This window comes from Sphingopyxis sp. FD7 (assembly GCF_003609835.1).
Classification (GTDB): domain Bacteria; phylum Pseudomonadota; class Alphaproteobacteria; order Sphingomonadales; family Sphingomonadaceae; genus Sphingopyxis.
Genome location: NZ_AP017898.1, coordinates 344,116 through 357,082, shown reverse-complemented (window position 1 = coordinate 357,082; position 12,967 = coordinate 344,116). Strand labels below are relative to the sequence as shown.

Annotated in this window: 13 protein-coding genes; 6 read left to right on the top strand and 7 right to left on the bottom strand. The window is 66.1% G+C overall.

What is annotated here, in order from left to right:
- The first annotated feature begins 113 nt into the window (after nucleotides 1–113).
- Nucleotides 114–1,337 carry an IS256 family transposase gene (locus tag SPYCA_RS01600; protein WP_120218713.1) on the top strand — a complete coding sequence of 408 codons (1,224 nt, stop codon included), beginning with the start codon at nucleotides 114–116 and terminating at the stop codon, nucleotides 1,335–1,337.
- Here the strand turns inward: SPYCA_RS01600 and SPYCA_RS01595 are convergent.
- The 5 genes from SPYCA_RS01595 to SPYCA_RS01575 form a co-directional block, all read right to left on the bottom strand.
- Nucleotides 1,334–2,569, bottom strand: coding sequence for an outer membrane protein assembly factor BamB family protein (locus SPYCA_RS01595; protein ID WP_331852513.1), 1,236 nt, complete (start codon nucleotides 2,567–2,569; stop codon nucleotides 1,334–1,336). The genes SPYCA_RS01600 and SPYCA_RS01595 overlap by 4 nt on opposite strands.
- Nucleotides 2,570–2,871: 302 nt before the next feature.
- Entirely contained in the window at nucleotides 2,872–3,711 is an 840-nt protein-coding gene (gene map, locus SPYCA_RS01590; protein WP_120218712.1) for a type I methionyl aminopeptidase, read from the bottom strand.
- Between the two features lie 44 nt (nucleotides 3,712–3,755).
- Nucleotides 3,756–4,517 carry a hypothetical protein gene (locus SPYCA_RS01585; protein ID WP_120218711.1) on the bottom strand — a complete coding sequence of 254 codons (762 nt, stop codon included), beginning with the start codon at nucleotides 4,515–4,517 and terminating at the stop codon, nucleotides 3,756–3,758.
- A 31-nt stretch (nucleotides 4,518–4,548) separates the two neighbouring features.
- Nucleotides 4,549–5,013, bottom strand: a complete 465-nt coding sequence (locus SPYCA_RS01580) for a Fur family transcriptional regulator (protein ID WP_120218710.1) — start codon at nucleotides 5,011–5,013, stop codon at nucleotides 4,549–4,551.
- Between the two features lie 101 nt (nucleotides 5,014–5,114).
- Nucleotides 5,115–5,570, bottom strand: coding sequence for a MerC domain-containing protein (locus SPYCA_RS01575; RefSeq protein ID WP_120218709.1), 456 nt, complete (start codon nucleotides 5,568–5,570; stop codon nucleotides 5,115–5,117).
- Nucleotides 5,571–5,741: 171 nt separating this feature from the next.
- On the opposite strand from SPYCA_RS01575, the gene SPYCA_RS01570 reads away from it, so the two are divergent.
- The 3 genes from SPYCA_RS01570 to SPYCA_RS01560 all read left to right on the top strand — a co-directional run bounded on the left by SPYCA_RS01570 (nucleotide 5,742) and on the right by SPYCA_RS01560 (nucleotide 9,373).
- Nucleotides 5,742–7,265, top strand: coding sequence for a fumarate hydratase (locus tag SPYCA_RS01570; RefSeq protein ID WP_120218708.1), 1,524 nt, complete (start codon nucleotides 5,742–5,744; stop codon nucleotides 7,263–7,265).
- A gap of 117 nt (nucleotides 7,266–7,382) precedes the next feature.
- On the top strand, nucleotides 7,383–8,918 hold the full coding sequence (locus SPYCA_RS01565; RefSeq protein WP_120218707.1) for a M20/M25/M40 family metallo-hydrolase: 1,536 nt from the start codon (nucleotides 7,383–7,385) through the stop codon (nucleotides 8,916–8,918).
- Nucleotides 8,915–9,373, top strand: a complete 459-nt coding sequence (locus tag SPYCA_RS01560; protein WP_120218706.1) for a VOC family protein — start codon at nucleotides 8,915–8,917, stop codon at nucleotides 9,371–9,373. The genes SPYCA_RS01565 and SPYCA_RS01560 overlap by 4 nt, the downstream gene beginning before the upstream one ends.
- Nucleotides 9,374–9,469: 96 nt before the next feature.
- Here the strand turns inward: SPYCA_RS01560 and SPYCA_RS01555 are convergent, their stop codons facing one another.
- Nucleotides 9,470–10,639 (bottom strand): DUF481 domain-containing protein, encoded by a 1,170-nt coding sequence (locus SPYCA_RS01555; protein WP_232003449.1) that lies wholly within the window; start codon nucleotides 10,637–10,639, stop codon nucleotides 9,470–9,472.
- A gap of 128 nt (nucleotides 10,640–10,767) precedes the next feature.
- Here SPYCA_RS01555 and SPYCA_RS01550 point away from each other — a divergent pair, with 128 nt between their 5' ends.
- Together SPYCA_RS01550 and SPYCA_RS01545 are read left to right on the top strand one after the other, a co-directional pair.
- On the top strand, nucleotides 10,768–11,043 hold the full coding sequence (locus tag SPYCA_RS01550) for a hypothetical protein (protein ID WP_120218705.1): 276 nt from the start codon (nucleotides 10,768–10,770) through the stop codon (nucleotides 11,041–11,043).
- Nucleotides 11,044–11,109: 66 nt separating this feature from the next.
- A complete protein-coding gene (locus SPYCA_RS01545) occupies nucleotides 11,110–11,835 on the top strand; it encodes a 2OG-Fe(II) oxygenase (RefSeq protein WP_120218704.1) in 726 nt (241 codons plus the stop codon).
- Between the two features lie 6 nt (nucleotides 11,836–11,841).
- On the opposite strand, the gene SPYCA_RS01540 is transcribed toward SPYCA_RS01545, so the two are convergent.
- Nucleotides 11,842–12,966, bottom strand: a complete 1,125-nt coding sequence (locus SPYCA_RS01540) for an MBL fold metallo-hydrolase (RefSeq protein WP_120218703.1) — start codon at nucleotides 12,964–12,966, stop codon at nucleotides 11,842–11,844.
- Nucleotide 12,967: the final 1 nt, after the last annotated feature.

Sequence of the window (12,967 nt, the reverse complement as noted above, 5' to 3'; positions counted from 1 at the left end):
CTTGCCCGTCTTGTAATAGCGCGCCTCGGGATTTTCGATCGGGCGGCCGGTGGCGAGGGACTGTCAGGAATTTCGTGTGTGGGCGGGCATAATGGGTGAGAAGGAGTCCCACTATGTCTCGACGCAAAGAACCTGTGATCCCGTCTGATTTGCTGGATCAACTTTTGGCTGGCGGTGATGCTGCTGCGGCCTTGCAGCAAGGCGGCTTGCTGGATTCGCTGAAGAAGGCCTTGGCCGAACGCGCGCTTAATGCCGAGATGGATCATCATCTCGGCCACGAAGAGCAGGCTGGCAACAGCCGCAATGGCTATGGCCGCAAGACGGTTGCCACGGGCACCGGTAAGATCGAGATCGAGATCCCGCGCGACCGGCAGGGCAGCTTCGATCCGCAGCTGATCGCCAAGTATCAGCGCAGGTTCCCGGGCTTCGACGACAAGATCATCTCGATGTATGCCCGCGGGATGAGCACCCGGGAGATTACCGGGTATCTGCGCGAGCTGTATGGCATCGACGTCTCGCCGGACCTGATATCGACCGTCACCGACGCCGTGCTCGAGGAGGTCGCCGCCTGGCAGGCCCGGCCGCTCGATCAGGCCTATCCGCTGGTGTTCTTCGATGCCATCCGGGTCAAGATCCGCGATGAAGGCATGGTCCGCAACAAGGCGATCCACATCGCGCTCGGCGTGATGGCCGACGGCACCAAGGTCGTGCTGGGCCTGTGGATCGAACAGAACGAGGGCGCCAAGTTCTGGCTGCGCGTGATGAACGAGCTCAAGAACCGCGGGGTGGAAGATATCATGCTGGCCGTCGTCGACGGCCTCAAGGGCTTCCCGGATGCGATCACCGCCGTGTTCCCCGAGGCGATCGTCCAGACCTGCATCGTGCACCTGCTGCGCAACTCGATGGACTTCGTCTCCTGGAAGCACCGCAAGCCGCTGGCGGCTGCTCTGAAGGGCATTTACCGCGCGGTTGATGCCAAAGCTGCCGAGGAGGCACTCACCGCCTTCGAGGCCAGCGAATGGGGCCAAAAATACCCTGCCATCGGCCAGAGCTGGCGCCGGGCATGGAGCGAGGTCATACCTTTCTTCGCCTTCCCGGAGGAGGTCCGCAGGATCGTCTACACGACCAATGCTATCGAGGCTCTGAACGCCCAGCTTCGGCGGGCGGTGAGGGCCAGGGGGCACTTCCCCAGCGACGAAGCAGCAACCAAGCTACTCTATCTGATCTTGAACCGCTCCGAGAAAGAGTGGAGAATGCCGCCACGTGAGTGGTCCATGGCCAAGGCCCAGTTCGCCGTCCTGTTCGGTGAGCGCTTCATCAAGGCCATGGCGGCCTAATGTTCAACCGCCCGCCCACACACGAAATTCCTGACAGTCCCGGTGGCGAGGTCATAGCCGCTCGCCCAGTTGATCCCGTCGACGAACGGCCTGGCGTCGATCAGCCTGCCCGTCGCGCGGTCGATCGTGAAGAAAAAGCCGTTCTTCGGCGCATGGTACAGCACTTTGGTCGGCTTGCCGTCCACCGCCTGCTCGGCGAGGATGATCGGCTGCGTCGCGGTATAGTCCCACGTCTCCGCCGGGGTTTCCTGATAATGCCATTTATACGCCCCCGTCGTCGCGTCGAGCGCGACGATGGAAGACAGGAACCAGTTGTCGCCCTCGCCGTTCGAGCGCGTCCCGTGGTTCCACGGATTGCCGTTGCCGACCCCCAGATAGACCTGGTCGAGATCCTTGTCATAGACGATGGCGTCCCACACCGTGCCCCCGCCGCCCGAGGTCTGCCACTCGCCCGTGTCGGACCAGGTGGCATTGCCTTTCGACGCGAAGATGTCGTCCGACGCCGCGCCGTCCCTTTCCTTCTTCGGGTTCGGCGCGGTGTAGAAGCGCCAGCGTTCCTTTCCGGTGTCGGCATCATAAGCCGTGACATAGCCGCGCACCCCGAACTCGGCGCCGCCATTGCCGATCAGCACCATGTCCTTCACGACGCGCGGCGCGCCGGTGATCGTATAAGGCTTGTCGGCGTCGAAGGTCTGCGTCGACCAGATCTCCTTGCCGGTCTTCCGGTCGAGCGCGATCAGCCGCCCGTCGAGCGCCCCGACGAACAGCTTGTCGCCCCACAGCGCCACGCCGCGGTTGACGACGTCGCAGCAGGCATGCACCGCGCGCTCGCCGGGCACCTTGGGGTCATATTTCCACAGCGGCTTGCCCGTCGCGGCGTCCCACGCGCTGACCTTCGACCAGGCGTGCGTCACATACATCACGCCATCAACGACCACCGGCGTCGCTTCCTGTCCGCGCGCATCCTCGAGGTCGGCGAACCAGGCGATGCCCAGCTCGCCCACATTCCTCTCGTTGATGTCGGTGAGCGGGCTGAAGCGCTGCTCGTCATAGCTGAAACCGATCGCCCCCCAATCGTCGCCATTGCCGCCGGTCCTGAGCAGCGCTTCGCTCGCCTTCTCGGCATCGTCGAGCGATCCCACCGCGATGGCTTCATTCTTCGATGCGTTGCACGCCGCCAGTGCCAGCGCCGCACAGCCCAGCAGCGCGGCCGAAAAAACCCGTTTCGCCATATCGCTCTCCCGTACGCCTATCGTTGACGTTAACGTCAAGACTGCGCGCGATACGGCGCGGGTGCAAGAAGATTTCGCGCAGAGGTCGCAGAGGAAGAAAAAGGGGTTCACGCGGAGACGCGGAGACGCAGAGGAGCAGCGTCGGACGCGAAGCGGCCTTATTGCCTCCCCTGTTCGCGTTATACAGAATGCTGCGGGAAGATGGGGCCTTCCGGCCCGGACAAACCTCCTCCGCGTCTCCGCGTCTCCGCGTGAACAAAATCTCTGCGTCCTCTGCGACCTCTGCGCGAAATCGTCTTCCTTTACCCCCAGGGCGGCGCGTTCAACCCCTTGGGGCTCGCGGTGAAAATCTCGCAGCCCGTTTCGGTGATCCCGATGCTGTGCTCGAACTGCGCCGACAGCGAGCGGTCGCGCGTTACCGCGGTCCAGCCGTCATTGAGCATCTTTACCGCATATTTGCCGGTATTGATCATCGGCTCGATCGTGAAGAACATGCCGGGGCGAAGCTCGGGTCCGGTGCCGGGGCGCCCGGCGTGGACCACTTCGGGTGCGTCGTGGAACATCTGCCCCAATCCATGACCACAGAAATCGCGCACCACCGAATAGCGGTGGCGCTCGGCATGGCTCTGGATCGCGTGCGCGACGTCGCCCATGCGGTTGCCGGGCTTCGCCTGCTCGATGCCGAGCATCAGGCATTCATAGGTGACCTCGACCAGTCGCCGCGCCTTGATCGGCACCTCGCCGACCAGATACATGCGGCTGGTGTCGCCGTGCCAGCCGTCGACGATGCTGGTGACGTCGATATTGACGATGTCGCCCTCGCGCAGCGGCTTGTCGTCGGGGATGCCGTGGCACACGACATGATTGATGCTGGTGCAGCAGCTGTGCGTAAAGCCGCGATAGCCCAATGTCGCGGGGATGCCCCCGCCCTCGATCATCATCGTGCGGACAAGGTCGTCGATCGCCGCGGTGGTCACGCCCGGCTGGACGAAGGGGACGAGCGCGTCGAGGATTTCGGCCGACAAGCGCCCCGCCTTGCGCATCCCCGCAAAGCCCGCTTCGTCGTGGAGCTTGATCGTGCCATCGCGCACACGCGCGGGGGCCGCCGCATCGGCGGCACTGATGGAGACATAGTCGTACATGGGACCGATATAGGCGATGTCGCGCCCGATTGCGAGCGCAACGGTCAGCCGGCCAGCGGACGGGAGCGCACAAAGCCCTGCCAGCTTCCCGCCACGGCGAGCGCAAGCAGCAGCAACCATCCCGCCGCCGCCGAAGGGATTAGCGTCCAGGCGAAGGCCGCCGGCGTGATGATCGCCATTGCGGTCGGGATCGCCGCGAGGATCGCGAGCAGCCCGAACAGCGCCCACCAGCGCCCGAGCTGCGTCGCCGCGGCGCCGATCGCGACATTGGTGAGCGCGAGCAGCACGAACTTCGCCGCGACCGGATAGGGCAGGCTCGCCATCGCGGGCGAATAATCGCCCGCGGTAAAGGCCGCCTGAATGTCGAAGAGCAGCCAGTTTTCATAGGCGTCGCAGAGCGCTGCGGCGAGCGGGAGCAAGGTCGCGGCGAGCAACGCGCGCAGCCGAAGCTCGCGCCACAGCGCAATACAGCCGCCGCCGAGGAAACCCGCGTACAGCAGCATGTAAAGATAGTCGCGCTCATTGCCCGTCCGCATCGCGGCGAGCCGCGCGACCTGCTGCGGATCGCTCTCGACGCCGAAAATCGCCTCCAGATCGGCCTGCCCACCCGCAAATTCAAAGGCGAGCACCGGCGCGCCATAGCCCGGCGCGATGTCGTGCCCCGTCTGCGGAAAAATCTGCGTCAGCCACGCCCCGAACGCCAGCACCACCATCCCGAACCCCAGCGTCCAGTACCAGGCGCGCGTCGGCGCGGGCGGCCGCGCCCGCTCGGCCTCGATCCTTTGCTGAAGCCCCCCGAGCGGCATTCAACCGTCCGGCGATGCGCCGCGCGTCACCCTATTGGCACTCGGCGCATTTGCCGCGCACCTCGATCACCGGACGCTCGGCGGCGAAGCCGGTCTTTTCGGCGGCGGCGCGCACCCCGGTCGACAGCGTGTCGTCGTCGACATGCACCGCTGTCCCGCACGAATCGCAGATCAGGAAGATGCAGTCGTGCAGGCAGCCGGGGTGGCTGTTGGCGACAAAGGCGTTGGCGCTCTCGACGCGGCGGACGAGGTTGTTCGCCACGAACAGGTCGAGGATGCGATAGACGCTGTTCGGCGCGACGCGCTTCCCGCGCTTCTGCGAGACGATGTCGGCGATCTCATAGGCGCTCGCGGGCTTGCCGATGGCCGCGACGGCGCCGAAAATCTCGGCGCGCATGTCGGTCCACGCCTCGCCCGCGCCTTCGAGCGCGGCCCGCGCCGCCTTGGCGAGCGAGGCGCCGCTGGCTTCGACGTGCGGATGGTCATGCTTGCCCATGGCGGCTCCTCTCGCGCGGCAAATCCCGCGCCGACTATGGTGCAATGTAGGCTCTTTACGGGGTGCCCGCAAGCGGCGGACCGATCCGCTTTGGCGCCGGGTCAGCCCCGCGCGCGCCGGTTGAGGTCGTGGCCGAGCGCGACCACCGCGACGCCGATCATCGTCGCGATCACTTCGCTGCCGTCGTGCGGCCGCGCCAGCGCGCCCGCCATCATGCCCAGCCCGAAGCTGCCGACCGCGAAGGGCATCATATAACCGTGGCTGAGCACCCCCGCGACCAGCGTGATGAGCGCAAAGCCGATCGCGACGATCAGCCCGATTTCGTGAAACAGATGATTGTCGAGAAACACGCCGCCGACCGAGGCGATCGAGGCGAAAAAGATCGTCGTCGCAAGGCAGTGGACCAGGCACAGCCCCGACAGCCCCATCGCCAGCTGATCGCCCGACAGCGCGGTCAAAGGCCGCGAACCGCGCGCAGCCCGGACCAGCGCGATCCCCCGGCTCAGAAAAGAGGCAGGACGCGTCAGGACAGGGGCAGGGCTGGCGACTTGGGTCACCCGATTCTCCGTTACGGCAATGGCTCAGCGGGATATGGCATAACATGACCAAGGTTACAACATCACATTGCACCTAATTTCCCGGCTCGCGTCCGCGGCAAATCCCTTTGCGCGACGCCCCGCCGGGTCTAGGGAGACGCCGAATCCCATCAAAAGGGCGAAAGGCTGCACATGAACACCGTCATCATCCGCGAAGACGATCTGATCGAAACAATCGCCGACGCGCTCCAGTACATCAGCTATTTTCATCCGATGGACTATATTCGCGCGCTCGCCGCCGCCTATGAGCGCGAGGTGTCGCCCGCCGCGAAGGACGCGATGGCGCAGATATTGTCGAACAGCCGCATGTGCGCCGAGGGGCATCGCCCGATCTGCCAGGACACCGGCATCGTCACCGTCTTCATCAAATGGGGCATGGACTGCCGCCTCGACAGCCCGCGCAGCCTTCAGCAAGTTGTCGATGAGGGCGTGCGCCGCGCCTATCTTCACCCCGACAACAAGCTGCGCGCCTCGATCCTTGCCGACCCCGCGTTCAGCCGCGTCAACACCAAGGACAACACGCCGTCGGTGCTCAACGTCGAGATGGTCCCCGGCGCCAAGGTCGTGATCGACGTCGCGGCAAAGGGCGGCGGCAGCGAGAACAAGTCGAAGTTCAAGATGATGAACCCCAGCGACAGTATCGTCGACTGGGTGCTCGAAATGGTGCCGCAAATGGGCGCGGGCTGGTGCCCGCCGGGGATGCTCGGCATCGGCATCGGCGGCACGGCGGAGAAAGCGATGCTGCTCGCCAAGCAATCGCTGATGGACCCGATCGACATGACCGACCTCATCGCGCGCGGACCCGCGAACCCCACCGAGGAACTGCGCATCGAGCTTTATGAAAAGGTCAATGCGCTCGGCATCGGCGCGCAGGGGCTAGGCGGCCTTTCGACCGTGCTCGACGTCAAGATCGCCGACTGGCCGACGCACGCGGCGTCGAAGCCCGTCGCGATGATCCCCAATTGCGCCGCGACAAGACATGCGCATGTAACGCTCGACGGCAGCGGCCCCGCCTATCTCGAACCGCCGGTGCTGGCGGACTATCCGCAGATCGACTGGAAGCCCGACACCGCGGCGATCCGCGTCGATCTCGACAATCTGACACCCGAAATCGTCGCCAGCTGGAAACAGGGCGACCGCCTGCTCCTCAACGGCAAGATGCTCACCGGCCGCGACGCCGCGCACAAGCGCATCGCCGACATGCTGGCGAAGGGCGAAGAGCTGCCCGTCGAGTTCAAGGGCCGCGTCATCTACTATGTCGGCCCGGTCGATCCGGTCGGCGAGGAAATCGTCGGCCCGGCGGGCCCGACGACCGCCACGCGCATGGACAAGTTCATGGACATGATGCTGGAGCAAGGCCTGCTCGCCTGCGTCGGCAAGGCCGAACGCGGCCCCGCCGCGACACAGGCGATCGCGAAGCACAGGAGCGCCTATCTGATGGCGGTCGGCGGCGCCGCCTATCTGGTGGCGCGCGCGATCAAGGGCAGCAAGGTCGTCGGCTTCGCCGACCTCGGCATGGAAGCAATCTACGAGTTCGAGGTGCAGGACTTCCCGGTGACCGTCGCGGTCGACAGCGAAGGCCAGAACGTCCACGTCAACGCGCCGAAGCTGTGGCAGCAGCGGATCAGGGACGAAGGGTTGCTGGCGGGGGTGTAAGCTCGCTCGCCCCTCTCCGTCACCCCGGCGAAGGCCGGGGTCTCGCCGGTGCCTCCTTGCCATGTCGTTCGATTTAAAGAACACTCCCCGCAACACAGATATAGCAGGGGACGAGCCATGGATTTCCGCAATTTCGATCGACCGAACCGCCGCGACATGCTCCGCGGCGCTGCCATGCTTGGCGCGGGCGCTGCGATCATGGCGCCCTTCCCCGCGCTCGCCGCCGGCGGCCCGATGGCGGCGATCCGCAAGGCCGCCGAAGCTGGCAAAGCCGCCTCGATTCAGCGCATCCGCGACTGGATCGCGCTCCCCTCGATCGCCGCCGAAAATCTGAACATGGCCGAGGGCGCGGCTTTCATGGCCGAGCTCGCACGCGACGCGGGCTTCGCCAGTGTCGAGATCGTCCCCACCGACGGCCATCCCGGCGTCTTCGGGACCATCGACGTCGGCGCGCCGCGCACGCTCGGCATCTATTTCATGTACGACGTCAAACAGTTCGACCCGGCCGAATGGTCGTCGCCGCCGCTCGAAGGGCGGATGGTCGAGCGTCCCGGCTTCGGACAGGCGATCATGGGTCGCGGCGCGGTGAACCAGAAGGGCCCGGAAGCCGCTTTCCTCGCCGCACTCCACGCGATCCGCGCCGCCAGGGCGAAGCTGCCGGTCAACATCGTCCTCGTGTGCGAAGGCGAGGAGGAGATCGGATCGCCGCACTTCCGCCAGATCGCGACCAAGCCCAACATCCTCGCCGCGCTGAAAAAATGCGAAGGCATCTTCATCCCCTTCGCCTCGCAGGGCCAGAACGGCAATGTCACGGTCAACCTGGGGTCGAAGGGCATCATCGAGCTCGAACTGGTCGCCAGCGGCGAGAAATGGGGCCGCGGTCCGAAAAAGGATGTGCATTCCAGCCTCAAAGCGATGGTCGATTCGCCCGCCTGGCGGCTGGTGCAGGCGCTGCAAACGCTGGTGACCAAGGATGGCAATACGCCCGCGATCGAGGGTTGGTTCGAAAATGTCCGCCCGCTCACGCCGCGCGAAAAAACGCTGATCCGCGAAGCCGCCAAAGCCGGTGACGAAGCCGCGCAGAAGCAGGCGCTCGGCGTCACCCACTGGATCGACAATCTCGCCTATGACGACGCGCTGATCCGGCTGGCGCAGGAACCCACGGTCAATATCGAGGGGCTGGTCGCGGGCTATACCGGTCCCGGCGGCAAGACGATCCTGCCCGGCCGCGCGGTCGCCAAGCTCGACCTCCGGCTCGTCCCTTACCAGACGCGCGCCGAGGCCGAGACAAAACTCCGCGCGCATCTCGACAAACATGGCTTCACCGACGTCGAGATGAATGTCTCGGGCGGCTATGACCCCACCGAGGTCGCCGAGGACAGCCGCCTCGTGCGCTCCGAACTCGCAACCTACAAGCGACTCGGCGTTGCGACGAGCCTCAACCCGCGCATGGCGGGCAGCTGGCCCGGCGCAACCTTCACCGCGCCGCCGGTGTCGATCCCCGCCGCCCATTTCGGCATCGGCCACGGGTCGGGCGCGCACGCCCCCGACGAATATTATCTGATCGATTCGACCAATCCCAAGGTCGCCGGGCTGGTCGATGCGACGATGGGTTTTGCCGAGTTCCTCTATACGCTCGCCGCCATCCGATGAGCAGCGATCTCAACGGCGTCGCGCATGTCATCCTGACCGCAGGCGACTTTGCGCGCTCGACTACCTTCTGGCGCGACCTCATCGGCTATCTCGACCTCAAGATCGTGCTCGACAGCGACGCGATGCTCTATGGCGTCGGCGGACGCACCGCGATCGGCATCCGCACGCCCAGCGCGGAGAATGTCGGCAAACGCTTCGATCAGGGCGCACCGGGGCTGCATCACGCCTGCTTCCGTATGCGCGATCGCGATGCGGTCGACCGCCTTCATACCTTTTTGAAGGATCGTACCGACATCGGGATCGTCCACGGCCCGCAGGAGGAGCCGTGGGCGCCCGGCTATTATTCGATCCTCTTCGAGGATCCCGACGGCATCCGTATCGAGTTCAATCATGTCCCCGGCGCCGGGCTGCTCGCCGAGGGCGAAACGATCGGCGGCGCCGAGGTTTTCGACTGACCGCGATAGGTTAAAGACCGACCCCCAATCGTCATCCCGGCGAAGGCCGGAATGACGAAAACCTTGGGACGGGTTATGCCCCGCCCCCTTTGCTCGCTAAAACCCGTAAACCAGCGTGAAGCGCGTCATCGTGTCGACCGTTTCGACCCCCGGTGGCGGGTCGCTGTCGATTTCGGCCGAATAGGAAAAGCGCGCCGACAAGGCCCCGGTCAGCTTGGCGTTGAGCGCGGTCAGCGCGCTCGTCGACGTGTTGCGCCCCCCGACGATCGTTGAGGCAACCTGCGTCAGCCGCAAGGTCGGCGACAATTGCCAGCCGAAATCGAGCCCCGCGAGCCCGGTGAGTTCGCTGTCGTCGACGCCGCGGCCAGGAATATAATCGGTGTCGCGCCACGCCGGCCCCGCCTTGACGCTCAGCGCCATTTTCTTGTCGGCGATCAATCTGTAGCCGAGCCCCGCCGAGGCGTTCCAGCGCGCGCCGAACCCCAGGATTCGGTCGCGTTCCCAGCGGCCGAGGCCATAAGCGAAGGCGCTCTCGCTGACCTCGATCTGCGGTTCATATTCGACAAGATAGCGTTCGACCGAGGTGCGGCCGTTTGTCCGCTGATAATCGGCCTGCGCGCGGAACCGCTGATCCCAGTCGAGCCCCTTGCGCGCGAGCGCGATGCCCAGGCTGAGCCCCGAAGATTTGGTGTTACCCGTGCTGTAGGAGGCGCCGATCTGCCCCTCACCCTTCCAGTTCTGCCAGAATTTCGCCTGCGCGAGCTTCGCCCGCGCGGCGGCGGCTTCGGCCGCCTTCTCCTTCGCGCGGTCGGCGCGATATTGGGCAAGCAGCGCGTCGATCGCCGCGGCCTGATCGGGCAGCGTCGTCCTGGCGAGCTTGCCCACCGCCTCGACATCGCTGTCCTTCTTGCTCGCCATCGCGGCGGCGAGCATCTGGCGCACCGGGTCGGGCTGCTCGCCGCCCTCGCGCACCGCCTTCGCCGCCGCGATCATCGCATCGATGTCGCCGATCGAGCGCGGATTGGTCGCCTTCGCCAGCGACACGACGGTGTCGATGTCGCGTTTTTGCCCGCTGTCGATCGCCGCGGCGATCATCGCGCGCACCGGGTCGGGCAGCGGCAGCGGGGTGGTTTCGGGAAGCAGCGAGGGCACCATCGCCGGAACGATCAGCGGCGAGATCGTCGGCGCGGCGGGGGTGGCAAAGGCCGGCGTGGCGGCGGCTGCGACGAACAGGACGATGGCGGCGTGGCGCGAAAAAAAGGTCATCCAACAGGCCCTTCGCCGGGGAGAGAATAGGCGTTTCGAGCGACAGGCGGCGCTGCACGCCTGCACCGCGCCGGTCATAGGCCGAAATCCACTGGCATTTCCACCCCCGACCCCCCATCTGCAAACCTATGCTGATCGCCATCATCGCCATTTTCTGCGCCGGAGTCGGCAATTTCGCGATGCACCGCGCCTTCATGGAATGCGACGATCCGCTGGTGCAGCAGATGGTCCGCCCGCTTGCCGACAAGGTCGGCCCGCACGCGACCTATGTGTTCGAGTTTCTGCTGCTCGTCGGCGCGCTGGCGATCGCGACGCGCAGCGCCGTCACCGCCGCGATCCTCTATGGCTTCTACACGCTGTTCAACGCCATGGCGTTCAGCTGGATCATGCAGCGCGGCGATTGATCCGGCGGCCGCCTTGACCGCAAGAAACGGGGCGCATCGTCACCGCGCACGAGCCATGGCATGCAAATGACGAGAACAATCGAAACCGACATCGCGGCCCGCCTCGCGGCGATCGACTGGGACGCCGTGGCGACCGCGCTCGACGGCGCCGGATGGGCGATACTGCCGGGGCTTCTCGGCGACGACGAGTGCGACGCGCTTGCCGCTACCTATGACACGCCGCCTCTCTTCCGCAGCCATGTCCAGATGGCGCGCCACGGCTTCGGCCGCGGCGAATATCGTTATTTCGCCTATCCGCTGCCGCCGCTCGTCGCCGCGCTGCGCAGCCGCCTCTACCCGCGCCTCGCGCCACTCGCGAACCGCTGGCACGAGCGGATGGGGCTGCCCGCGCGCTTTCCCGCCGACCACGCCGATTTCCTCGCGCGCTGCCACGCGACGGGGCAGCGGCGGCCGACGCCGCTGTTGCTGCGCTATGGCGCCGGCGACTATAATTGCCTGCACCAGGATCTCTACGGCGAGCATGTCTTCCCCGTGCAGGCGGCGGTGCTGCTGTCGGCGCCGGGAAAGGATTTCAGCGGCGGCGAGTTTGTCCTCACCGAACAGCGGCCGCGGATGCAGTCGCGCGCCGCGGTCGTGCCGCTGGCGAAGGGCGATGCCGTGATCTTTGCGGTGAATGTCCGTCCGGTGCGCGGGTCGCGCGGTGATTACCGCGTCGCGATGCGCCACGGGGTCAGCGAAATCCGTTCGGGGCAGCGGCACACGCTCGGGGTGATTTTCCACGACGCCACCTGAGCGGCCTCACGCGATACCGTGATACCACCACACGCCGCCGCGATCCTCGCGCTGCACCCGCCCCTCGACCTCGAGCCGCTTGAGATGCGCGAGCGCCTCGCCCGTCGCGAGGCCGCGATTATGCTCGCCGATCGGGCGATTGAAGAGCAGCGGAAAGGCGTCGACCGCGCGCATCGGCGCCTTCGCCGCCGCTTCGGCAAGATTATAGAGCCGCATCCGATGCTCGTCGCGCAGCGCCATCAGCCGGGCGTGCAGCCCCTTGAACGGCTCGCCGTGCGCGGGACAGACAGTGACGTCGGCGGGAATGATGCGCAGCAGCTTGTCGATCGACGCCAGCCATTCGCCCAGGGGATCGGCGTCGGGTTCGGTGATATTGACCGACACGTTCGAGCTGATCCGCGGCAGCACCTGATCGCCCGAAATGAGCACGCCCTCGGTCTCGTTCCACAGGCACGCATGTTCCGGGCTGTGCCCCGACCCGACAACGACCCGCCAGCGATGCGCGCCCATGTCGAGGACGTCGCCGTCGGCGATCCGCACATAGGATCGCGGCAGGGTGAAGATCATGCGCTGGAACATGTTCCAGCCGCGCGCCCGCTGCGCCTCGATCGCGTCGGCGTCCCAGCCCGCGGCGCGCGACTGTGCCAGCGCCTCGTCGGGCGCGCTGTCGGCCGAATCGGCAACGATCGCGCGCGCGGTGAGCATTTCGCCGCGCGTCATCCACAGCTTCACGCCCTGCTTCTTCGCGATCCAGCCGGCAAGGCCGATATGGTCGGGGTGCAGGTGCGTGCCGATGACGCGCGTGATCCGCCGGTCCTGCAGCGCGCCCGCATAGAGCGCCTTCCACGCGTCCGAGCACATGGTCAGGCAGATGCCTGTATCCACGACGGCAACCCCGTCACCGTCATCCAGCAGCCAGCTGTTGATATGGCCGAGCGAGCCCGGCATCGGGATGCGCGCCCAGCTGATCCCGTTCGCGATACGGATCGTCTCGCCCGCGCCCGGCGCCGCCTCGCCCCACGGATAGGTCAGGCCCGCATGGCTCGTCGCGGTGAAACTGTCGTCCTGGGTCAGCGAGGCGTCCGGCGAGCCGCTGGCCGCCGGGATATTGTCCTCGTCCGCCCCCGCCATG

Excerpts from the sequence above, each read along its gene's own strand:
- SPYCA_RS01600 (WP_120218713.1), top strand. The coding sequence starts at position 114 with ATGTCTCGACGCAAAGAACCTGTGATCCCGTCTGATTTGCTGGATCAA.
- SPYCA_RS01595 (WP_331852513.1), bottom strand. The coding sequence starts at position 2,569 with ATGGCGAAACGGGTTTTTTCGGCCGCGCTGCTGGGCTGTGCGGCGCTG.
- map (WP_120218712.1), bottom strand. The coding sequence starts at position 3,711 with ATGTACGACTATGTCTCCATCAGTGCCGCCGATGCGGCGGCCCCCGCG.
- SPYCA_RS01585 (WP_120218711.1), bottom strand. The coding sequence starts at position 4,517 with ATGCCGCTCGGGGGGCTTCAGCAAAGGATCGAGGCCGAGCGGGCGCGG.
- SPYCA_RS01580 (WP_120218710.1), bottom strand. The coding sequence starts at position 5,013 with ATGGGCAAGCATGACCATCCGCACGTCGAAGCCAGCGGCGCCTCGCTC.
- SPYCA_RS01570 (WP_120218708.1), top strand. The coding sequence starts at position 5,742 with ATGAACACCGTCATCATCCGCGAAGACGATCTGATCGAAACAATCGCC.
- SPYCA_RS01565 (WP_120218707.1), top strand. The coding sequence starts at position 7,383 with ATGGATTTCCGCAATTTCGATCGACCGAACCGCCGCGACATGCTCCGC.
- SPYCA_RS01560 (WP_120218706.1), top strand. The coding sequence starts at position 8,915 with ATGAGCAGCGATCTCAACGGCGTCGCGCATGTCATCCTGACCGCAGGC.
- SPYCA_RS01555 (WP_232003449.1), bottom strand. The coding sequence starts at position 10,639 with ATGACCTTTTTTTCGCGCCACGCCGCCATCGTCCTGTTCGTCGCAGCC.
- SPYCA_RS01550 (WP_120218705.1), top strand. The coding sequence starts at position 10,768 with ATGCTGATCGCCATCATCGCCATTTTCTGCGCCGGAGTCGGCAATTTC.
- SPYCA_RS01545 (WP_120218704.1), top strand. The coding sequence starts at position 11,110 with ATGACGAGAACAATCGAAACCGACATCGCGGCCCGCCTCGCGGCGATC.
- SPYCA_RS01540 (WP_120218703.1), bottom strand. The coding sequence starts at position 12,966 with ATGGCGGGGGCGGACGAGGACAATATCCCGGCGGCCAGCGGCTCGCCG.